Raw genomic sequence first — 21,114 nt, 5'->3', positions numbered from 1 at the left:
GACATGAACAGCACACAGACCAACCATCCTGTCCCCACCGAACCAGGCTTCCGTGACGCCGGCCTCGACGAGCTGGTCAAGGACGTGTCGCGCCTCGGTCCCGCCCCCAACCGCTCGCGCGAGGCCTTCTCGGCGATCGTGAACCTCGCGGTGGTCGGCGCCGGCCTTGCGGTGATCCGGCCCGAGCCCGCCGTCGCGGTCGGCGTCGCCGCTGCCGCCGTCGTCTACGTCGCGATCCGTTGGGCCGCCGGCATCCGGAAGTGGGGTGCCCGATGAGCACCGTCATCTCGACGCGCGATCTGCGCCGCGTCTACGGCCACGGGGCTTCTGCCTTCGAGGCGGTCAAGGGCATCGACCTCGATGTCCAGGAAGGCGAGGTCTTCGGCCTCCTCGGCACCAACGGGGCCGGCAAGACCTCGACGCTCGACCTGCTCGAAGGGCTGTCCGCCCCCACCAGCGGCAGGGTCGAGGTGTTCGGTCTGGACCCCCACACCGAGCGCGCGACCGTCCGCCCGCAGATCGGCATCATGCTCCAGTCCGGCGGCCTGCCGGCCGAGCTCACCGTCACCGAGACGCTCGAGATGTGGCGCGGCACCTGCAGCAACCCCACGACGGTCGAGGCCGTCCTCGAGCAGGTCGACCTCATCGACCGGGCCCACGTCCGGGTCGGCGCGATGTCAGGTGGCGAGAAGCGCCGCGTCGACCTGGCAGCCGCCCTTCTCGGGCAGCCACGGGTGCTGTTCCTCGACGAGCCCACGACCGGGCTCGACCCCGAGAGCCGACGCGCCACGTGGCAGCTGCTCGCCGACCTCAAGGCGTCAGGCGTGACGATGGTCCTGACGACCCACTACCTCGACGAGGCCGAGGCGCTCGCCGACCACATCGCGATCATGCACCAGGGCGAGGTGGCCAACAGCGGGACGCTCCGCGACATCGTCGACGCCCACCCGGCGACGATCGCCTTCGAGCACCCGGGCCTCGCACTGCCACCGCTGGACGGTGCCCACGTCGAGGCCAGGTCACGCGTCACCGTGAGCACTCGCGACCTGCAAGGTCACCTGTACGAGCTGCTCGGCTGGGCTCGCGCCCACGGCATCGAGCTCGTCGGGCTCGACGCCAGGGCCGCCTCGCTCGAGTCGGTCTTCCTCACCATCGCCGACAACCCCACCACCACGTCGGCCCCCACCCCCGGACTGATCGGAGCACCCTCATGACCACCACGACCGCATCCGCACCGGCCCGACGCAGGCGTCCGCTGGTCGCGCTCGCCAAGGCCGAGTATCTGCAGTTCCGCCGCAACACCACCCTGCTCGTCATGGGCATCGGCTTCCCCGTGGCGATCCCGCTGGCGACGTTCTTCGTCGTCAGGAACCAGGAGGGCGTCTCGGCGTCCCTGGCCACGACCACGTTCGAGATGTTCGTCCTCCTGGCCCTGCTCTTCGTGCAGTTCTACTCGGTGCTGTCGATGGTCACGACCCGTCGCTCCGAGGGCGTGCTCAAGCGGCTGAGGACGGGCGAGGCCACCGACTGGCAGATCCAGGTCGCACCGATGGTGCCGGGCGCGGTGATCACGTTGGTCGGCACGGCCCTCGTCACTGCCGTCGTCTACGCGGCCGGCGCCCCGGCTCCGGTCAATCCCGTGCTCATGGCGATCGCCGTCCTCGCCGGAATCGCCATCTTCTCGCTGCTCGGCCTGGCGACGAGCGCGCTGACCAAGAATGCCGAGGCCGCCCAGATCACGTCCCTGCCGATCATGGCCCTCGCCTTCATGGGGCTCTCCACGCTCCGCAGCACCTTCCCGGACCGGCTGGCCCAGCTCGCCGACTGGACGCCGTTCGCCGCCTTGTCCGACCTCATGTCGATCGGGACCTCGGGCCGTCTGGCCACCGCCCCCGACTCGGCCACGGCGCTGGACTTCTCCGGCACGTTTGCAGAGATCGCTGAGCCCGTGGCGATACTGGTCGTGTGGACCGTCCTCGCGCTCGAGCTCACCCGCAGGAACTTCCGCTGGGACGACCGCGGCTGATGCGCTGGTCCACCTGGTGGCGGGACATGCCCGGCCCGGCCAAGTTCCGCCTCTACACCCGGCTCACCCTCCAAGGAGCGGTCGTCGCTGCCGTGATCGCCCTGTCGATCAGCAGCGGCGGCCCGCGGCCGGTGGTGGCGATCGTCCTGGCCGGCATCGCCACGATCGCCGCCCTGGAGGCACGCACCGAGCTGGCCACCTGGCCCGGTGCGACGTTCCGGCGGTGGGCCATACCCGCATCCGCGGCTGTCCTCACCGCGGTGTGGGGCGCCTCCGCAGTCGTCGCGAACACCGCCGGCAGCGAGGCCGCCATCGAGCAGGCTCGCGTGGCCGGTGTCTGCGCGGCGATGTTCGGCGCCCTCTGCCTGATCTCGTTCAGCCGTCACCGCTGGTGGCTGGTGGTCGCGCTCAGCGTCGCGACCGGCTTCGCCCTCGGCGCCCCGGCCGGGACCGAGCTCCGGGTCATGTCGACGACGCTCGCCCTGGGACTGTTCGTCGTCACGACGTCGCTCCTGACCCTGTGGGGCCTGCGGATCGTCGACGACCTCGAGCACGCCAAGGACCTCGGCGCGGAGCTGCAGCTCGCCGAGGAACTTCTGCGTTTTACTCGCGACCTGCACGACGTCGTCGGTCGCAGCTTCTCGGCGATCGCCGTCAAGAGCGAGCTGGCCGCGGCGCTGTCACGCGCAGGCGTCGCCGACCGCGCCACGGCGGAGATGGACGAGGTCAGGGCGCTCGCGGTCGAGTCGATGGCCGAGATGCGCCAGCTCGTCCGCGGCTATCGCGACATCGACCTCGAGGGCGAGGTCGCCGGTGCCCGCGCCCTGCTGTCGTCCGCCGGGTGCGCGCTGGTCGTCGAGGGCGATCCGGCTGCGGTGCCCTCCGAGGTCCACGAGCTCGCGGCATGGGTCGTGCGCGAGGGGACCACCAACATCGTCAAGCACTCGGCGGCGCGGTCGGCGACCCTCGCCTTCGGGCGGTCCGGGATGTCACTGCGCAACGACGGCGCATCCGACGCCCCGAAGGAACGATCCGGTCTGCTGGGCCTCGCCGAGCGCCTCGCAACCGGCGGCGCGACGCTCGACACCGTCGTACGAGACGGCGAGTTCATCCTCGAGATCCATTGGGAGACTGCATGATTCCGGTACTGCTCGCAGATGACGAGACACTGATCCGATCCGCGCTCGCCACGATGCTCGACCTCGAGGACGACATCGACGTGGTCGCCCACGTCGAGTCCGGCGAGGAGCTGCTCGCCCTGTGGCGCCGTCGAGTCGACGCCGGCGAGCCCGTGGCCGTGGCCGTCATCGACCTGCAGATGGCGGGCATCGACGGCGTCGACACCGCGGAGCAGATCCTCCTGCTGACGCCGGGCGCGGGCACCATGATCGTCACCAGCCACGGACGTCCGGGCTATCTCAAGCGCGCACTGACCGCCGGCGTCCGGGGCTTCCTGCCCAAGACGACCCCGGCGGCGACGTTGGCCGCGGTCATCCGCACGGTCCACTCCGGCGGCCGCTACGTCGACCCGGAGCTGGCCGCCGACGCGATCAGTGCGGGCGACTCCCTGCTCTCGGCGCGCGAGGCCGACGTCCTGGAGCTCGCCGCCGATGGCTCGTCCGTCGAGGAGATCGCCCAGCGCGCCCACCTGTCGATGGGCACGACCCGCAACTACCTGTCGTCCGCCATGGCCAAGCTCGGTGTCTCCAACCGCTACGAGGCCGCGCTCAAGGCCCGCGAGCACGGCTGGATCTAGACCGCCCGACCCCCCTGGACGCCTCACACAGCAACGGAGAGAACACCGTGAACAACACCCGGACCGCCGTCGCGGCGCTGGCCGCCGCCGCAGCCCTGCTCGCGACCGCCTGTGCACCCGACCAGGCCGACGCCGCCTCACCCGACGCCATCGACGTGAGCACGGCCCCGATCCCGACCCCGGTCGCCGACGACCTCACCGCACTCGAGAAGACGTACGACGCACGGCTCGGGCTCTTCGTGCTCGACACCAGCACAGGACGCTCCGTGACGTGGCGCAGCGACGAGCGGTTCGCCTTCGCCTCGACCATCAAGGCTCCGTTGTCGGGAGCCGTCCTCGATCGCGTCTCGCAGCGCGACCTGTCGCGCGTGATCCGGTTCACCGCACAGGACCTCGTGCCCTACTCCCCCGTGACCGAGCAGCACGTCGACGACGGGATGACCCTGCGCGCGATCATGGACGCCGCCCTGCGCTTCAGCGACAACACCGCCGCCAACCTGCTCTATGCCGAGATCGGCGGTCCGGACGGCCTCGACCGCGCGCTCGACCGGGTCGGCGATCGCGTCACCGACCCGGAGCGTCTCGAGCCCGACCTCAACACCGCGATCCCGGGCGACGTCCGCGACACCACGACACCGCAGGCCCTCGCACGCACGGTCGGCACGTACGTCACCGGCACCGCACTGCCCCGCCGCGACCGAGCCCTGCTGCGCACCATGATGGTCAACAACACGACCGGGGACGCCCTCATCCGGGCCGGCGTGCCCGACGGCTGGGTGGTGGCCGACAAGACGGGGAGTGCCGACTACGGGGTGCGCAACGACGTCGCCGTGCTGTTCCCTCCCCGCCGCTCTCCGGTGCTGATCGCGGTGATGTCGAGCCGGGACGGGCAGGACGACACCTCCGACGACGCGATGATCGCCGAGGCCACGCGCATCGCCATCGGCGCGCTGGGCTGACGGTACGGTCGCGGGAGCGTCCGCTTCCGATCGAGAGAAGGTCCCCGTCCATGGCTTGTCGCATCAGTGAGCTCGTCCTGGGGTGCAGCGATCCGGAGGTGCTCGCGCGCTTCTGGTGCGAGGTCCTCGACTACGTCGTGCTCGACCGCGAGCACGACGGCACGCTGGAGATCGGGCCACGCGAGGGCTTCGGCGGACCGCAGCCGACGATCATCCTGAGCGCCCGCGAGGAGCCGGAGCCCGGCAAGTCGCGGCTGCACATCGACGTCAACGCCACCGACCGCGACCAGGCCGACGAGCTCGAGCGGCTGCTGACGCTCGGCGCCCGCCCTGCTGACATCGGTCAGACGGGCGACGACGCGTGGCACGTCCTGGCCGATCCGGAGGGCAACGAGTTCTGCCTGCTCAGGACCCGTCTCGCGCCGCTCTGACGCACCCCTTGCGGTGCCCGTGACAGTGCCGCGAGACCCACTCGATGGTCCCGCGGCTGAGGGAGCTGCTCACCGAGCCGGGCGGGCGTGGCTGGACCAAGGTCGAGCGGGCCTGACGAGCGGGCCTGACGAGCGGGCCTGACGAGCGGGCCAGACCGCGTCCCGACGGGCCGCCATCGCCGCCGAGTGACCAGCGTCACGCCGCTGTGCGCGCACCTGGACGAGCGCGAGGTTAACCTGACGGTGGGGGGATTCTGAGGGAGACAGAACAACCGCCGGACGGTCACGTCCGAGGGGCCTCGACGCCCTGTTCGCTGTTCAACTTCGGGATCGATGGGTTCACGTGCACGACTTTGCGTTGCAGGACCGGGAGGTCCTGACCGACCTCGCCGGCTGGATCGCCGACCGTCGGTCGACCGTCGCGCCCGTCCGCCCTGCCCGCCTGACCCGACTGCCCGAGGTCACCGCGGCCGGCATCGGGATCGGGGCGACGTGGACCGTTCTGCGCGACGTGCTGATGCCGACGGCCTTCCCGACTGACCACCCGCGCTACCTCGCCTTCGTCGGGGGCTCACCGACTCCCGCCGCCGTCATTGCGGACGCCGCCCTGTCGGCAGCGTCGATCTACGGGGGCAGCGAGCTCGAGGCCGGCGACGTCGTGGCCGCCGAGCGCGCCGCGATCCGCTGGATGTGCGACGTCGTCGGCTACCCGGTCGAGGCCCACGGCGTCTTCGTGAGCGGCGGCTCGTTGGCCAACCTCAGTGCCTTGGTGACTGCACGGCACGGGCGGACGACTCCCGGCGGCGGCGTCCCGAGCGTCATCGTCGCCGGCGCATCAGCCCACTCCTCGGTGCGGGCCGCTGCCGCCATCATGGGCTGCGAGGTCGTCCTCGCCGGGTCGCCCGACCGGCCGCTAGGGTCCGACGACCTGGCACTGGCGCTCGGATCCCTCGACCCGGCCACGGTCGTCGCGGTCGTCGCGACGGCCGGCGCGACCAACACCGGAGCCATCGACGCCCTCGACGAGATCGCCGAGTGCTGTGCCGATCGCGGCACCTGGCTCCACGTCGACGCCGCCTACGGCGGGGCTGCGCTGCTGGCTCCGGCCCGCCGCGCCTCGTTCGCCGGCATCCAGGCCGCCGACTCGATCACGATCGACCCGCACAAGTGGCTGTTCACCCCGTTCGACTGCGCTGCGGTGCTCTATCGCGACCCGAGGCTCGCCCGCGAGGCCCATCAACAGCGCGCGGACTACCTCGACGTCGTCAACGGCGCCGATGACGACAACCCGGCCGACTACGCCGTCCACCTGACCCGCCGGGCTCGCGGCCTGCCCGTCTGGGCGTCGCTCGTCGCCAACGGCACCGATGCCTACGTCGACGCGATCGAGGTCTGCCTGGCCACCGCCGACCATGCGGCGAAGCAGATCGAGGCCAGCTCCCACCTCGAGCTCGCGACCGATCCCCACCTGTCGGTCGTGCTCTTCCGCCGCAAGGGGTGGATCCGTGAGCAGTACGCGCAGTGGTCGTCTCGCGCCCGGGCGGACGGTCTCGCCCTGGTCGCGCCGACGTCCTTCGCCGGTGAGCCGGCGCTCCGGCTCTGCTTCGTCAACCCCCTGACGTCGACCCACGACGTCGACCTCGTCCTGGCGAGCCTGGAGGCATAGATCATGACCGCCGTGAGGATCTCCGCCGCGACCACCGCGTGGGTCTCAAGAGCACACCTGGTCGTCGCGCGCCTGTCGTGGGCGGTGCTGATCGTCGGGCTGCTCGCCAACCAGGTCTCGCAGTCGGTCGCCCACCACCGGAGCCCGGCGATCCTGCTGACCTCGCTCTCGGTCTTCTTCCCCCTGCTGGTGCTCCGCATGGCGCTCGCCGTGGTGCTGTCGCCGGGCCGCCGCACGACGCTGCTGCTCCTGCTCGCCGCGGTGACGGCCTGGTCGCTGGGATCGATCTCCGTCAACGCCGCTCGTGTGGGCGAGCAGGCGCACTTCCCTGCTCCGGGCGAGTGGCTGTTCCTGATCTCCTATCTCGGCATGGCCGGCTACCTGCTGCGCGACGTCGACCGCCGCGCCACTCGCCCCGCACGCGGCTGGCTCGACATCGCCGTCATCTGCGGCGGCACGATGTGCCTGGCGTCGCTGCTGCTGGTGACGCCGATCCAGCTCGCGTCGGGGCAGGACGGCCTCTCGTTGCTGCTGGCCCTGATCTACCCGTTGGCTGACGTGATCCTGGCCCTCGTCGTGCTCGGCCAGTCGCTCCTGCTCACGCGCAGCGACCGCCGCAAGTCGCTGATGATCGGGGTCGCGTTCCTGATGCTGGCCGGTGCGGACTCCGGCTTCGCCCTGCAGGTCTCGGCCCGCACCTACGACTTCGGCAACCTCAGCAACGCCCTGTGGGGAAGCGGGTTCGCCCTGCTCGTGGCGGCCGCCTGCCGGCCTCGCCAGTCGGTCATCCGGGGCGTCCCCAAGGTCGCCGGCCCCACGGTGCTCGTCAGCGCCGGAGTCGCCGCGATGGCGGTGCTGACCATCCGACCCGACGACACGCTCGCCTACTACACGCTGCCGCCGGCGCTCCTCACGATGGTCGCCGTCGCCGGCCGCCTCGCGCTGGCGCTCCGCGACGCCAACCGGGCCAACGAGGCGTTCGCCCTGTCGCAGACCGACGACCTGACCAAGCTGCCCAACCGCCGCGCCGTCCGCACCTGGCTGTCGCAGGGTCTGACCGACCGCGAGCCGATGGCACTGATGCTGCTCGACCTCGACGGGTTCAAGGAGATCAACGACTCCCTGGGCCACCGGGCCGGTGACGAGGTGCTCATGCTGGTGGCCCTGCGCATGCGCGAGGCTGTCGACCAGCACGTGCGGGTCGCCCGCCTCGGTGGCGACGAGTTTGCGATCATCCTCAGCACGACCGACGAGATCGTGCTGATGGAGACGGCGCACGAGGTCCTCGCCGAGCTCGCCCAGCCGATCGTCGTCGACGAGATCGAGATCTCCCCGTCGGGATCGATCGGCGTGACCGTCGCACAGGCCGGCGACCAGGACGGCAGCGAGGTGCTGCGCCGCGCGGACGTCGCGATGTACCAGGCCAAGAACTCCGGCCTGGGGGTGGCGCTCTACGACGCCGAGCTCGACGAGTTCTCCCGGTCGCGCCTGCAGCTCGCCGAGGAGCTGCGCAAGGGAATCGCCGACGGCCAGATCGAGGTCTGGTACCAGCCGCAGCTCGACGCCGCGACGATGCAGGTGTCCGGCCTCGAGGCCCTCGTGCGGTGGCGCCACCCCACCCAGGGCCTCATCAGCCCGGTGTCGTTCCTGCCCGCAGCCCGTCGCGCCGGCCTGATGGGCCGACTCTCGGACGTCGTGGCGCGCCAGGCCGTCCTTGACCTCCGGGCCCGTCTGGAGGTCGGTCTCGACGTCCGCGTGGCGGTCAACTGCGCGCCGCCCGAGCTGCTCGGGCCGAGCTTCCTGCCCCAGCTCTACACGTCACTGGCCGAGCTCGAGATCCCGGCCGACTGCCTGGTCCTCGAGGTCACCGAGGACTCGTTCCTCTCCGACCCGCAGGCCACCCGCGACATCCTGCTCGAGCTGCGAAGCCACGGCGTCCAGGTCTCGATCGACGACTACGGCACCGGGTTCTCGTCCCTCACCTACCTGCGCAACCTGCCGGTCCAGGAGCTCAAGATCGATCGCGCCCTGATCGCCAACGTCGCCACCGACGACCGCAGCCGCATGATCGTCGCCTCCACGATCCAGCTCGCGCACGCCCTCGACATGCGCATCGTGGCGGAGGGCGTCGAGAACGCCGCCGACCTCGCCGCGCTGGTCGCGATGGGGATCGACACCGTGCAGGGCTATCACCTCGCGCGGCCGATGCCGTCGTCGCGGATCAACGAGTGGGTGCGCGACTGGACCGCCACCCAGCACTCCTCGGACCCGTCCACGGCGGTCGATAGCCATGACCCCGACCTCGACCGGGAGGAGACCCGATGACCGCCGCACCCCTGAGGTTCGTGTTCGATCCCGTCGGCGACGAGCTGGCGGCCGCCCAGCGGTGCGAGGCACAGGTCTTCTGGGAGACCTATGGCAACACCCCCGAGGAGTTCGACGTCGAGTACGGCCCCTACGAGGAGTCGACCGGGTTCATGACCGTGCTCGAGGACGACGGCAGCGCGATCGCGACGGCGCGGTTCATCGCCCCGGGTCCGGCCGGCCTCAAGACCCTCAACGACGTCAGCCGTCCGCCGTGGCGCGTCGACGGCCTGCGCTCGGCACGGTCGGCCGGCGTCGACCCGGAGCGCACGTGGGACGTCGCGACGATCGCCGTCCGCAAGGGAGCAGGACGCGGGGGCCTGTGCGCCGGGGCGCTGTATCACGGCATCGTCACCGCGGCGGTCGCCAACGACATCGACTACATCGTGATGATCATGGACTCCCACGCCCGCCAGCTGCTGACCGGTCTGCAGATGCAGACCCAGGCGCTGCCCGGCACCAAGACCGGCGAGTACCTGGGATCGCCCAGCAGCACTCCCCTGTGGGCCAACCTGCACCGCATGTTCGAGCGCCAGCGCATCGACAACCCCGACGCCTACCGACTGATCTACCAGGGCATCGGGCTCGACGGGATCGCCCTGCCGACCGACTGGACCTGGCACCGCAGGAGCTGACCCTGCACCGTCCGTCCCGATCGCGGCAGGTGAACCGTCCCGGACACACGAATGAACACTCGGCAGCACCGTCCTGTGCTTCCGGGCTTGATGCTTCTCCGCTCGAACTCGCGTGTCGACGGACCCCGGGTCGGCCTCTACGGTCGTCCGTGAGTCACCTCACACCGACCAGCGGCGCGAGGGCTCAGGGGCCTCTCACGGGTGGGATGTCCCGATCATCAAGGGGGAAACAATGAAGCGAATGACACGACTGGTCGGCGCGGCTGCGATGGCCGCCGGAGCGTTGACCGCCATCTCGCCGATGACGGCAGGCTCGGCGACGGCCGCGACCCACTGCACCCAGGCGAAGTGGGACGTCCACCCCGACAAGATCAGCACCGGCACCTTCAGCTGGGGCGACGGCACCGCGATCCGCACCGCCGGCTACACCGACTGCACGGTCGTCGGGCGGGGCTACCAGGGCCAGGGGATCGACGTGCACTGCAGCCGCGTGAACGACAACGGCCTCGAGTGGGTCTACGCCCGCAACACGAGCACGGGTGCCGCCGGCTGGGCCCGCTACGACGCCGTCTACACGACCGGAAGCGTCCTGCCCCCGCGCTGCTCGTAGCACCGCTCACGGAGACGGTCGCCGGGCGACCGCGACCGCAGAAGGGCCTCTGACCCACGTCTGGGTGGGTCAGAGGCCCTTCACGATTCCCGTGGCAGGTGCAGGGTTCGAACCTGCGTAGGCTGAGCCGTCTGATTTACAGTCAGATCCCTTTGGCCACTCGGGCAACCTGCCGGGGTGTTGCCGGGGCAACGACAAGCAAGACTATCGCAGCCGATTAGTCTGAGAGAAATCAGTCCCCCGCAACGCACCAGGAGCACCCCCATGGCCGACTCATCCTTCGACATCGTCAGCAAGATCGATCGTCAGGAGGCCGACAACGCGCTCAACCAGGCGGTCAAGGAGATCCAGACCCGGTACGACTTCAAGAACACCGGCGCCGAGATCAAGTGGAGCGGCGAGTGGGGCATCGAGATCACCGCCAACGCCGACGAGCGGGCCCTCGCGGTGCTCGACGTCTTCAAGGACAAGCTCATCAAGCGCGGCATCTCGCTCAAGGCCCTCGAGGACGGCGAGCCCCGCCAGTCGGGCAAGGACACCAAGATCAACTGCAGCTTCGGCGAGGGCATCAGCCAGGAGCAGGCCAAGAAGGTCTCCAAGCTGATCCGCGACGAGGGTCCCAAGGGCGTCAAGGTCCAGATCCAGGGCGACGAGCTGCGCGTCACGAGCAAGAAGCGCGACGACCTGCAGGAGGTCATCGCGCTTCTCAAGGGTGCCGACCTCGACTTCGCGGTGCAGTTCACCAACTACCGCTGAGCCGTCCACGATCTCGGCACTTTTGTGCGGTCTCACGGTCCTGGGTCACCCATCAGTGCCGACATCGTGGAGCTCGCCGCGCGGCTGGCTGCCCCACGGCGAGGGTCAGGGCAGGTGCCGCAGCAGCAGGTCGGGCCACGCGCTCAGCGCGATCAGGCCGGCAGTCCCCAGCAGGACGGTCGTCTTGGCGATGCGCACCGACACCGGCGGTGACGGGCTGACGTAGGGCTCACCGTCGGGCTGGTCGCAGAGCGTGACGACGAGCCGCAGGTAGTAGGCCAGCCCCAGCATCACGTTGACGCCCATGACGACCGCGAGCCACACGTGGTCGGAGTCGACGACCGGCCGGATCACGACGTACTTGGTCACCAGACCGATCACCGCCGGCGGGAAGCCGGCGAGAGTCAGGGCTGCGAAGACCAGCGGGATACCCATCCACGGGTCGGTGCGGACCATGCCCTTGAGCTCGTCGATCCGGGTGCTGCCGCGCAGACGGAGGACGACCGAGAGCGCGGCGAACGCGACCAGGTTGGCCAGGGCGTAGACCGCGAGGTACTGCACCGGCGCGGTCAGCCCCTCCGTCGTCAGCAGCGCGACCGACGGTGCGATCAGGAACCCCGCCTGGGCGATCGACGACCACGCCAGCAGCCCGATCGCGTCGCTCTGGCGCAGGGCGCCGATGTTGCCGATCGTCATGGTCACGGCCGCGACGACCGCGAGGAGCGGCTGCCAGGTGCCGTACGCGTAGGGGAACGCCACGTTGACGAGGATCAGCAGCGCGCCCAGCGCTGCCGCCTTGGAGACCGCCGACAGGAAGCCGGCGACCATGACGGACGTGCCGACGTACGTGTCGGGGATCCACACGTGGAACGGCACCGCACCCAGCTTGAACAGCAGCCCGACCAGGGTCAGGACGACGGCCACCGCGACGACGCTCTGCGGTACCTCGGGACTGGCCAGCGCCTCGCGGATCTCGACGTAGTCGAGCGAGCCGGTGACGCCGTAGAGGAGCGAGATGCCCATCAACGTGATCGCCGTCGACACGACGGAGGCGAGGAAGAACGTCCACGCCGAGCGGATGGCCACCTTGTCGCCCTGCCGCAGCCCCACGAGCGCGATCGACGGCAGCGAGAGCAGCTCGAGCGAGATCACGAGGGTCACCAGGTCGCGCGCGACGACCATGAGCACGGCGCCGGCGGCAGCGCTCATCAGCAGGAAGTGGAACTCCCCCGGCGGCATCGCGGTCTCGAAGTTCATGATGTTGGACGCGACGACGACGAACAGGCTGCCGACGAGGATGATCGCCACGAGAGCGAACGAGAGGCGGCCGATGTCGTCGCGGTGGACGTGCGCCAGGACGCCGGCCACGACCAGCGCGCCGGTCGACGGAAGACCCGATCCGAGCCAGGTCCGCCGCGGGTAGAACGCGTCGACGAGCAGCGCGACGAGCGCGCCGACCATGACGATCACGGCGGGGGCGACGAGGCTCCAGTCGATGGGGATGTTCATCGGGCGACTCCGGCGACGACGGTGAACGGCTCGAAGAGGTCGAGGATCGGCGCCGGCCACAGGCCCAGCACCAGCACGGCAACCACGAGTGCCCCGAGCACGACGGCCTCACGCCGGTCGAGGTCGCGGTCGGCGTCCTGCTCGACCGGCTCGCCCTGTGCGACGAGCCGGATCGCACGCACGAAGTAGGCCGTCGTCAGCGCCACACCGACCAGGGCGAGCGCCAGGGCAGTCCAGGCGACGGGCTTGGTCAGCACGTCACCGATCTCGTACGCCGCGCGAAGCGACAGAAGCTCTCCCCAGAACCCTGCGAGCCCCGGCAGGCCCAGGCTCGCGACAGCGGCGAGCACGAACGTCACCGCCAGCCACGGGGTGCGGCCGTACAGCCCGCGACCGATGGCGGCCATCGACGCGGTGCCGAAACGGTCCTTGAGCGACCCGGCGGTGAAGAACAGCAGCCCCGTGATCAGGCCGTGCGCGACGGAGCCGAAGACCGCGGCGGCGAGGCCGACGTCCGAGCGGGTCGAGATGGCCAGGACGACGAATCCCATGTGCCCGATGCTGGAGTAGGCGACGAGCCGCTTGAGGTCGTCCTGGCCGTAGCAGGCAAAGCCCGACCAGACGATGCCGACGACCCCGGCGATCGCGAGGTAGGGCGCGACGTCTGCGAAGCGGTCCATGAGCGGGGCGAACAGGATCAGTCCGTAGGTGCCGAGCTTGAGGAACACCGCAGCCAGCAGCACCGAGCCGACCGTCGGCGCCGTGCTGTGGGCGTCGGGCAGCCAGGTGTGGAGCGGGACGATCGGCGTCTTGACCGCGAAACCGAGGCAGACCAGCACGGCGGCCGCGAGCGACCCGGTCACCGTCTCGTCGACCTGCAGCCCGCCGTCGAGCCCGATGACGACGATGCCGACCAGCACCAGCGCCGACCCGGCGACCGTGAACAGCAGGAACCGCGTCGCCGCGCGGCGGGTGCCGTCTCCCGTGCCGAACCAGGCGATGACGAACCACATCGGGATCAGCGCGAGCTCGAAGAAGACGAAGAACAGCAGCAGGTCGAGCGAGCTGAAGACGCCGAGCGACGACGCGCTGATGACGAGCACGAGCCCGACCAGCGCCGGCGCGGTGTCGCGGGCGACGAGCCACAGGCAGCACAGCACGCCGATGAAGGCCGTCATGAGCAGGAACGGCCACGACACGGCGGTGACGCCGAGGTGCAGGCGAGCGCCGAGGGGCTCGATCCACGAGGTGTCGACCTCGCCCGAGACGACGTCGCGGCCCTCCCAGACGAGGGCGTAGAGCAGCAGCGACACCGTCATCGCGGCAGCACCGATCGCTGCGGCGACGGGTCCGGAGACCCTGGCCCGTCCGACCATCAGGAGCAGGCCGATGACGAAGGGGACGGCGAGAGCGGTGACGATCACGTCCAGATCACCGCCGCCACGACGAGCACGAGGACGCCGACCGCGATGACGGTCGCATAGCGCTGCACGTTGCGTGTCTGCACGAGCTCGAGCGCGCGCGACGTGAGTCCGGCGACCCCTGCGCCGGCGCGCGGATAGACGTCGACCCCGTCACGATCGAGGTCGACCACGGTGCGCGACACCCCTCGCGCGAACGCCGGCGCCCACGAGGTGAAGGGACGATCGAGGCCGAGCTCGGCCGTGAGGGGCCGCGTCGTCCACTCCAAGGTCGAGCCGCCCCGCCACGACCACACCACGACGGCGATGCCGCCCGCGGCGATCACGGTGCCGACGACCCCGATGCCGAGGTGGAACGGCTGCCCGATCGACAGGGCGAACGTCGCCACGGCCAGCACGACCAGCGGGCCGATCATGGCGCGCGGCGCCTCGTGCCCGTGGTGCTCCTGGCGTCCGTCCGGCACCGGGCCGAAGAACGCCCGCAGCCACAGCCGGGTCGCATAGGCCGCCGTGACGAACGACGTCACGAGGGCCACGCCCAGCAGGACGTACGTCGTGCCGGTCGCGAGACCACCGTCCTCGCCGGCGGACTGCTCGATGGCATGGAGCACGGAGTCCTTGGTGAAGAAGCCCACCGTGGGGATGACGCCGGCGAGCGCCGCGAACCCGATCGACATGGTCCAGAACGTCGCCGGCATCGACCGGCGAAGACCGCCCATCGCCGCGAGAGCGCTCGAGCCGACGGCATGCATGAGGCAGCCGCAGCCCAGGAACAGCAGGGCCTTGAACACGCCGTGCGAGATCAGGTGGTCGGTGCCCGCCTCGGGGTCGCCGGCTGCGATCGCGGCGAACATGAACGCCAGCTGGCTGACGGTCGACCAGGCCAGTGCTCGCTTGAGGTCGGTCTGCACCAGCGCGAACAGCGCGCCCATCAGCATCGTGATGCCGGCGACGACCGCCATGGCGGTGAGCACGACGGTCGAGTCGGCGTAGAACGGGAAGAGGCGGGCGGCCAGATAGACCCCGGCAGCGACCATCGTCGCGGCGTGGATCAGCGCCGTGATGGGCGTCGGACCGGGCATCGCGTCGGGCAGCCAGGTCTGCAGCGGGAACTGCGCCGACTTGCCGACGACAGCCACGAGGACGAGCAGACCGATCGCCGTCGAGCTCGCCACACCGTCCTGCGACGAGGCGATCTGCGCGCCCACGATGTCGTACGTCCCGTAGGTCTCGCCGATCACCAGGATCGCGAGCAGGAGGCCCAGGTCGGCGACGCGGGTGACGAGGAACGCCTTCGCGGCGCCGGCGCGCGCCTCAGCCGTCTGCCACTCGTGGCCGATCAGCAGGTAGGAGCACAGCCCCATGACCTCCCAGCCCACGAGCAGCACCCAGAGGTTGGTCGTGCCGACGACGGCGATCATGCCGACGAGGAACAGAATGATGATCAGGGCGTAGGACCGGTAGCGCGGGTGGTGACCCAGATAGGCGGTCGAGTAGATCTGCACCAGCAGGCCGACGCCGACCGCGAGCAGCACGACCTGGGCGCTGACCGGATAGAGGAACAGGTCGGGCGACAGGGACGGCAGCGGCGGGCCGTCCCCCGCGCCGCCCTGACCGACGTACGCGAACCATCCCGGCTCGTCCAGGCGCGGGACCGCCCAGATCGACGCGGCTGTCGCGAGCGCCGCCGTCAGGGCGACATAGATCCAGCGGCGGCTCATCGGCCCACCTCGTCGACGTCGACCGTCCGCAGCGCACGGAACAGCGCCAGGATGATCGCCAGCCCGAGACCGATCTCGGCGGCCGCGAGGGTGATCGTGAACAGCGTGAGCACCTGCCCCGAGTGCACGACGTCGGCGAACCACGCGTCGAACGCGACCAGGTTGAGGTTGACGGCGTTGAGCATCAGCTCGACCCCGAGCAGCATCATGACGGCGTTGCGCCGGGCCAGGACGCCGTAGAGCCCGATGCCGAAGAGGGCGGACGCCAGCACCAGCGGATAGAGCAGCGGCATCAGCGATCGGACCCTGATCGCGAGATGACGATGGCGCCGATCAGCGCGGCGAGCAGCACGCCGCTGAGGATCTCGAACGGGAGGACCCAGTCGTTGAAGAGGGCGTCGCCGATCGACCCGGCGGTGCCGATGCGGCGCCCCTCGATCTGCTCGCCGCCGAAACCGGCCACCATGGTCGCGCCGAGCCCGATCGCTGCCGCGGCGCCCAGCACCGCGGCCACCCAACGGTTGCCCGTGACCTCGGCCGACCGGGCACCGCTCGGCTGGCGGGTCAGCATCAGGGCGAAGATCACGAGCACGACGACCGAGCCGACGTAGACGAGCACCTGCACCCACGCGACGAACTCGGCGGTCATCAGCACGAAGCAGCCGGCCACGGCCCCGAGGGTCACGACCAGCCAGAGCGCGGCGTGGACGAGCTGGCCGCTCGTCATCGACAGCAGGGCCGAGCCGACGGCGATGACCGCGAAGACGAGGAACACGATCTCGGTGAGGGTCACGACTCCTCCTCGGCCGGCTGGGCCGCCTCGGCCGCCTCGGCTGCCTGCGAGGCACGGTAGGAGTCGAGCTCCTTGCCCTGCTCCGCACCGGGGTCGAGCGGCTGCGGCGGCGGGACCGTGTCCATCCACGTGCGCAGGCGGTTCATGTCGTGCGTGAGGTCCTTGAGGTCGCCCTCGGCATAGGCGAACTCCGGCGACCAGTGCAGGGCGTCGAAGGGGCACACCTCGATGCAGATCGAGCAGTACATGCAGATCGAGTAGTCGATGTCGAACTGGTCGAGGACGTTCTGGCTGCGGTCACGTCCGCCCTCGGTCGCGGCCGGGATGACCTCCTTGTGGGAGTCGATCGTGATGCACCACGACGGGCACTCGCGGGCGCACAGCATGCAGGACGTGCAATTCTCCTCCTGCAGGGCGATGACGCCGCGGCTGCGCGGTGGCAGGTCGGGCTCGACGTCGGGATAGTGCGCCGTGACGCTGCGGTGGGTCAGGTTGCGCCACGTGACGGCGAGTCCCTGCAGCAGGCCCTTGCCCCAGAACGACCCGCTCATGCGACCACCAGCACCGTCGTCAGGGTGACCTGCGCCAGCGCGACCGGCACCAGCACCTTCCACGCCAGCGCGTTGACCTGGTCCTCGCGCAGGCGGGGATATGCCACGCGCGCCCAGATCACGAGGAACGAGACTGCCACGATCTTCAGCAGCGACCACACCCAGCCCAGGTGGTCGGACCACGGACCGGCCCACCCGCCGAGGAACAGCACCGTCGTCAGGGCCGCGAGGACGACGATGCCGGCGTACTCCGCCAGCAGGAACATCGCGAAGCGCATGCCGCCGTACTCGGTCAACGGACCCATCACGAGCTCGGCGTCGGCCAGCGGGGCGTCGAACGGGGGCCGCTGCAGCTCGGCCAGCCCGGCGACGAAGAACACCACGAGCCCGGGCAGCTGGGTCAGCAGCCACCACGGCTCCCACTCCTGGGCGATGCCGACCAGCGAGAGCGTGCCGGCGGCCATCGCGACGCTCGCCGCGGCCAGCACCATCGGCAGCTCGTACGACATGAGCTGCGCGGCGACCCGCATGCCGCCGATGTAGGAGTACTTGTTGCCGCTGCCGAGACCACCCATGAGGGTGCCGAGCACGCCGACGCTCATGGCCGCGAGGACGAAGAACAGTCCGAGGTCGAGGTCCTGACCGATGAGGTTGGTCTGGCCGAAGAACGGTCCGAGCGGGATCGCGAGCATCGCGACGAGGTAGGGCACGAGGGCGACGGCCGGAGCGAGCTCGAACACGCGACGGTCCGCCGCAGCCGGCGTGATGCTCTCCTTCTGCACGAACTTGATGCCGTCGGCGACCAGCTGAGCCCACCCGTGAAAACCGCCGGCGGCCATCGGCCCGACCCGGCTCTGCATGTGCGCCATCGCCTTGTGCTCCATCTGGCCCACCAGCAGCGGCAGCGTCAGGAACGCACCGAGGACGATCAGGCACCGCAGGACGGCGTCGAGCAGCTCACCCATCGACGCCTCGCTCCTGCACCCAGTCGTCGGGGACGCCCGGCGGCTTGACCCGGCGCCGGCTCGGCGAGTGCGACGAGTCGGAGTCGCTCTCGCCGGGCTCCTTCGCACCCGGCCACGGCTTGGCGACGCGGGAGGCGAGGACGAACTCCTTGCGCAGCGGATGCCCCTCGAACCCGTCGGGCAGCAGCAGCGGTTCGAGGTCGACGCCGAACGAGATGCCGAACATCTCGTGGGTCTCGCGCTCGTGCCACGCCGCTCCGGCAAAGACGTCGGCGATCGAGGCGACGCTCGGCGCCTCGCGGTCGAGATAGGTCACCAGCAACAGGTGGTCGAGCGCCGGCTCGAGACGGGCCAGGTGCACGACCAGCCGGAACCCGTCGGGGTGCTCGTCGACCGCCGACAGCCAGTCGAAGTAGGTGTAGCCATCACGCTTGAGCCCGGCGACGGCGTCGTGCCAGCCCTCGACCTCGACGACGCGGTGGGGCGGGCCGAAGGCGTTGGCCTCGATCGTCACTGATCGACCGCCGGGGGCGCCACGACGCGCGGCGACAGCAGCGACGTGGTGGACCGGGAGTAGCGCTCGGAGAGGTTCTCGCCCGCGATCTTGTCCTGCAACGTGACGATGCCGTTGAGCAGCGCCTCGGGGCGCGGCGGGCAGCCCGGCACGTAGACGTCGACGGGGATGATCTGGTCGACGCCCTTGGTGACGGAGTAGGAGTCCCAGTAGGGACCGCCGGAGTTGGCGCACGAGCCGAAGCTGATGACGTACTTCGGCTCGGGCATCTGGTCGTAGAGACGCTTGATGGCCGGCGCCATCTTGTCGGTCACCGTGCCGGAGACCACCATGAGGTCGGCCTGGCGCGGGCCCGGAGCGAACGGGATGACGCCGAGGCGGATGAAGTCGTGGCGCGACATCGACGTCGCGATGAACTCGATCGCGCAGCAGGCGAGGCCGAAGTTGAAGACCCAGAGGGAGTACTTGCGGCCCCAGTTGAGCAGGTAGCGGGCCGGCTTGGGCGCGACCTGCGACCCGACGCCGAGCGTCGACGGTGCGACGGTGGGCATGGGCAGGTCGACGGCGCCTACGACGTCCACGACAGGACCCCCTTGCGCCAGGCGTAGGCGAGGCCCACCACGAGGATGCCGATGAAGATGCCCATCTCGACCGCGGCGGCGGCACCGATCTCCTCCAGCACGACCGCCCACGGGAACAGGAACACCGCGTCGACCGCGAAGATCACGTAGAGGAACGCGTAGACGTAGTAGCGGACCGTCGACTGCGACCAGCCGTCGCCGACCGGGTCGACACCCGACTCGTAGGTCGTCGCCTTCTCGCGCGACGCGACCTGCGGGCGCATCAGCCGGTTGACACCGAGCATCGCGGCGGCGAGGCCGATGCCCACCAGGATGATGACGCCGACCGGGAGGTAGCCCTCCAGATAGGTGTCGTCCAGGTAGGCGCGCATAGGCCCACTCTAGGGCGTGGCACTGCCGTCCGGCTCGATCTGTCACGGTGAAGCGCGAGACCGTTCGGCGGCCTGCCGCCATAATGAGCGCGTGCCTGCCTCGCCCTCGACCACCCCACCCGTGGTCCGTGAGTGGCTCGAGGCATTCGCCGCCGCGGTGCGCAGCCGCGACTACGCAGCCGGCCGCGCACTCTGCACCGACGACGCGGAGGGTTTCGGCACCGTCGCCGCCCGCTACGTCAGCCTCGACGAGCTCGAGCGCGAGCAGTGGCGAGGCGTGTGGGATCGCACCGGGGACTTCGCGTTCGACACCGACGCCGCGACGTCGTGGTCGGACGGTGAGCTGCTCGTCGTGATGGCCGAGTGGGGCTCGGACGGGCTCGAGCCCGACGGGTCGCGCCGGCGTCGTGAGGGCCGCGCCACGATCGTCCTCAGCAGCGCGGACGACACCCTGCGCGCCGTCCACACCCACTTCTCGATGGTCCCCGGGACGCTCGCGTGATCCACGTCCACACGACCCGCAGGTTCACCTTCCTGGTCGAGAAGTTCCTGGCGTCGTGGGACAAGGCCGGCACCGTTCCCCTCACCGTGACCCCCTACGAGGACCTCGCCCTGCACCGCCCCGTCCCGGCCGGCCTGCACCTGCTGAGCGACTTCGAGCGGCTCACCCCGTCCGAGCTCACCCTCGCACGGACGTTCCACGACCGGCTCGTCGAGCACCCCGAGTCGTACGCCGTGCTCAACTCCCCGGGTCGGTGGACCGGCCGCCTCGGCCTCAACCAGGCCCTCACCCGCGCCGGCATCAACGACTACCGCGCGTTCCGCGCCGCCGACGTGCCCGACGACCTGCGGTTCCCGGCGTTCGTCCGCTGGGAGAACGACCACGGCGGCAGCGTCGGCGACCCCGTCCGGTCACGCGACGAGCTCGACCGCCGACTCGCCGACGTCGCGCGCGGCCGACGTCGGACGTCGCGTGACCAGCTGCTCGTGATCGAGCAGCTCGACGTGCGCAGCGACGACGGCCTGTTCCGCAAGTACTCCGCGCAGAAGATCGGCGACCGCCTCTTCCCCCGCCACGTCTTCTTCAGCGAGCAGTGGGTCACCAAGCACTCCGACCTGATCACCCGGCCGATGATCGAGGAGGAGCGCGCCTACCTCGCCGAGTTCCCACATCGCGACCAGATCGAGGACGTCTTCGCGCTCGCCGGTCTCGACTACGGCCGCGTCGACTACGGCTTCCACGAGGGGCGCCTGCAGGTGTGGGAGATCAACACCAACCCCGTCCTGGTCAAGCGGCGCAGCCTGATCGAGCCGGGACGGCTGCGCGCCCAGAAGGCGTCCGCCCGCGACATGCTCGCGTGGCTGCGCGAGCTGTCGCTGACGGCCCCCACCGGCCCGGACCGTCGGCTGTTCGGCCGCGTCGAGGGTCTGCGCCGGCAGGCCTCCGTCGTGGCGTCGCGGCGCAACGACCGGCACCGGAGATAG

General features: G+C 70.4%; 23 protein-coding genes, 1 tRNA gene and 1 pseudogene. 14 read left to right on the top strand and 11 right to left on the bottom strand.

Going from position 1 to position 21,114, the window contains the following annotated elements; translation table 11 throughout:
• The first annotated feature begins 3 nt into the window (after window positions 1–3).
• The 11 genes from HQK15_RS07150 to HQK15_RS07100 all read left to right on the top strand — a co-directional run bounded on the left by HQK15_RS07150 (window position 4) and on the right by HQK15_RS07100 (window position 10,447).
• On the top strand, window positions 4–276 hold the full coding sequence (locus HQK15_RS07150; RefSeq protein WP_173490683.1) for a hypothetical protein: 273 nt from the start codon (window positions 4–6) through the stop codon (window positions 274–276).
• Window positions 273–1,214, top strand: a complete 942-nt coding sequence (locus HQK15_RS07145; protein WP_173490682.1) for an ABC transporter ATP-binding protein — start codon at window positions 273–275, stop codon at window positions 1,212–1,214. Before HQK15_RS07150 ends, HQK15_RS07145 begins: the two co-directional genes overlap by 4 nt.
• Entirely contained in the window at window positions 1,211–2,026 is an 816-nt protein-coding gene (locus HQK15_RS07140; protein WP_173490681.1) for an ABC transporter permease, read from the top strand. Before HQK15_RS07145 ends, HQK15_RS07140 begins: the two co-directional genes overlap by 4 nt.
• Window positions 2,026–3,165, top strand: coding sequence for a sensor histidine kinase (locus HQK15_RS07135; RefSeq protein ID WP_173490680.1), 1,140 nt, complete (start codon window positions 2,026–2,028; stop codon window positions 3,163–3,165). The genes HQK15_RS07140 and HQK15_RS07135 overlap by 1 nt, the downstream gene beginning before the upstream one ends.
• Entirely contained in the window at window positions 3,162–3,782 is a 621-nt protein-coding gene (locus HQK15_RS07130) for a response regulator transcription factor (protein ID WP_173490679.1), read from the top strand. The genes HQK15_RS07135 and HQK15_RS07130 overlap by 4 nt, the downstream gene beginning before the upstream one ends.
• A 47-nt stretch (window positions 3,783–3,829) precedes the next feature.
• Window positions 3,830–4,741: a class A beta-lactamase gene (bla, locus tag HQK15_RS07125; RefSeq protein WP_173490678.1), complete on the top strand. Its 912-nt coding sequence runs from the start codon at window positions 3,830–3,832 to the stop codon at window positions 4,739–4,741.
• Window positions 4,742–4,791: 50 nt separating this feature from the next.
• Entirely contained in the window at window positions 4,792–5,172 is a 381-nt protein-coding gene (locus tag HQK15_RS07120; RefSeq protein WP_173490677.1) for a VOC family protein, read from the top strand.
• A gap of 343 nt (window positions 5,173–5,515) precedes the next feature.
• Window positions 5,516–6,838 carry a pyridoxal phosphate-dependent decarboxylase family protein gene (locus HQK15_RS07115; protein WP_173490676.1) on the top strand — a complete coding sequence of 441 codons (1,323 nt, stop codon included), beginning with the start codon at window positions 5,516–5,518 and terminating at the stop codon, window positions 6,836–6,838.
• Window positions 6,839–6,841: 3 nt separating this feature from the next.
• Window positions 6,842–9,163 (top strand): putative bifunctional diguanylate cyclase/phosphodiesterase, encoded by a 2,322-nt coding sequence (locus HQK15_RS07110; RefSeq protein WP_173490675.1) that lies wholly within the window; start codon window positions 6,842–6,844, stop codon window positions 9,161–9,163.
• On the top strand, window positions 9,160–9,837 hold the full coding sequence (locus HQK15_RS07105) for a hypothetical protein (RefSeq protein WP_173490674.1): 678 nt from the start codon (window positions 9,160–9,162) through the stop codon (window positions 9,835–9,837). The genes HQK15_RS07110 and HQK15_RS07105 overlap by 4 nt, the downstream gene beginning before the upstream one ends.
• Window positions 9,838–10,078: 241 nt before the next feature.
• Complete coding sequence (locus tag HQK15_RS07100) at window positions 10,079–10,447, top strand: hypothetical protein (RefSeq protein WP_173490673.1); 369 nt, start codon at window positions 10,079–10,081, stop codon at window positions 10,445–10,447.
• A 92-nt stretch (window positions 10,448–10,539) separates the two neighbouring features.
• Here the strand turns inward: HQK15_RS07100 and HQK15_RS07095 are convergent.
• Window positions 10,540–10,621, bottom strand: a tRNA-Tyr gene (locus tag HQK15_RS07095).
• Between the two features lie 90 nt (window positions 10,622–10,711).
• Here HQK15_RS07095 and HQK15_RS07090 point away from each other — a divergent pair.
• Window positions 10,712–11,203 carry a YajQ family cyclic di-GMP-binding protein gene (locus HQK15_RS07090; RefSeq protein ID WP_173490672.1) on the top strand — a complete coding sequence of 164 codons (492 nt, stop codon included), beginning with the start codon at window positions 10,712–10,714 and terminating at the stop codon, window positions 11,201–11,203.
• A gap of 105 nt (window positions 11,204–11,308) precedes the next feature.
• On the opposite strand, the gene HQK15_RS07085 is transcribed toward HQK15_RS07090, so the two are convergent.
• From HQK15_RS07085 to HQK15_RS07040, 10 genes and pseudogenes are all read right to left on the bottom strand, one after another.
• Window positions 11,309–12,712 carry an NADH-quinone oxidoreductase subunit N gene (locus HQK15_RS07085; RefSeq protein ID WP_173490671.1) on the bottom strand — a complete coding sequence of 468 codons (1,404 nt, stop codon included), beginning with the start codon at window positions 12,710–12,712 and terminating at the stop codon, window positions 11,309–11,311.
• Entirely contained in the window at window positions 12,709–14,136 is a 1,428-nt protein-coding gene (locus tag HQK15_RS07080; protein ID WP_173490670.1) for a complex I subunit 4 family protein, read from the bottom strand. Before HQK15_RS07080 ends, HQK15_RS07085 begins: the two co-directional genes overlap by 4 nt.
• Window positions 14,133–15,854, bottom strand: a complete 1,722-nt coding sequence (locus tag HQK15_RS07075) for an NADH-quinone oxidoreductase subunit 5 family protein (RefSeq protein ID WP_173490669.1) — start codon at window positions 15,852–15,854, stop codon at window positions 14,133–14,135. Before HQK15_RS07075 ends, HQK15_RS07080 begins: the two co-directional genes overlap by 4 nt.
• A complete protein-coding gene (nuoK, locus tag HQK15_RS07070; protein ID WP_173490668.1) occupies window positions 15,851–16,147 on the bottom strand; it encodes an NADH-quinone oxidoreductase subunit NuoK in 297 nt (98 codons plus the stop codon). Before nuoK ends, HQK15_RS07075 begins: the two co-directional genes overlap by 4 nt.
• Entirely contained in the window at window positions 16,147–16,647 is a 501-nt protein-coding gene (locus tag HQK15_RS07065) for an NADH-quinone oxidoreductase subunit J family protein (protein ID WP_173490667.1), read from the bottom strand. The genes nuoK and HQK15_RS07065 overlap by 1 nt, the downstream gene beginning before the upstream one ends.
• A gap of 194 nt (window positions 16,648–16,841) precedes the next feature.
• A pseudogene (locus HQK15_RS19070) lies at window positions 16,842–17,066 on the bottom strand (4Fe-4S binding protein); the annotation flags it as partial.
• Between the two features lie 128 nt (window positions 17,067–17,194).
• Window positions 17,195–18,163: a complex I subunit 1/NuoH family protein gene (locus tag HQK15_RS07055; protein WP_173490665.1), complete on the bottom strand. Its 969-nt coding sequence runs from the start codon at window positions 18,161–18,163 to the stop codon at window positions 17,195–17,197.
• On the bottom strand, window positions 18,156–18,677 hold the full coding sequence (locus HQK15_RS07050; protein WP_173490664.1) for an NADH-quinone oxidoreductase subunit C: 522 nt from the start codon (window positions 18,675–18,677) through the stop codon (window positions 18,156–18,158). The genes HQK15_RS07055 and HQK15_RS07050 overlap by 8 nt, the downstream gene beginning before the upstream one ends.
• Window positions 18,674–19,258, bottom strand: coding sequence for an NADH-quinone oxidoreductase subunit B (locus tag HQK15_RS07045; RefSeq protein ID WP_437340241.1), 585 nt, complete (start codon window positions 19,256–19,258; stop codon window positions 18,674–18,676). Before HQK15_RS07045 ends, HQK15_RS07050 begins: the two co-directional genes overlap by 4 nt.
• Window positions 19,246–19,629, bottom strand: a complete 384-nt coding sequence (locus tag HQK15_RS07040; RefSeq protein WP_173490663.1) for an NADH-quinone oxidoreductase subunit A — start codon at window positions 19,627–19,629, stop codon at window positions 19,246–19,248. Before HQK15_RS07040 ends, HQK15_RS07045 begins: the two co-directional genes overlap by 13 nt.
• Window positions 19,630–19,720: 91 nt before the next feature.
• Here HQK15_RS07040 and HQK15_RS07035 point away from each other — a divergent pair, with 91 nt between their 5' ends.
• Both HQK15_RS07035 and HQK15_RS07030 read left to right on the top strand, forming a co-directional pair.
• Window positions 19,721–20,131: a YybH family protein gene (locus HQK15_RS07035; protein WP_173490662.1), complete on the top strand. Its 411-nt coding sequence runs from the start codon at window positions 19,721–19,723 to the stop codon at window positions 20,129–20,131.
• Window positions 20,128–21,114: a hypothetical protein gene (locus HQK15_RS07030; protein ID WP_173490661.1), complete on the top strand. Its 987-nt coding sequence runs from the start codon at window positions 20,128–20,130 to the stop codon at window positions 21,112–21,114. The genes HQK15_RS07035 and HQK15_RS07030 overlap by 4 nt, the downstream gene beginning before the upstream one ends.

The organism is Aeromicrobium stalagmiti, from assembly GCF_013283745.1.
Lineage (GTDB): Bacteria > Actinomycetota > Actinomycetes > Propionibacteriales > Nocardioidaceae > Aeromicrobium > Aeromicrobium stalagmiti.
Note: the sequence above shows the minus strand (reverse complement) of the source record. Positions and strands in the feature narration are given on the sequence as shown.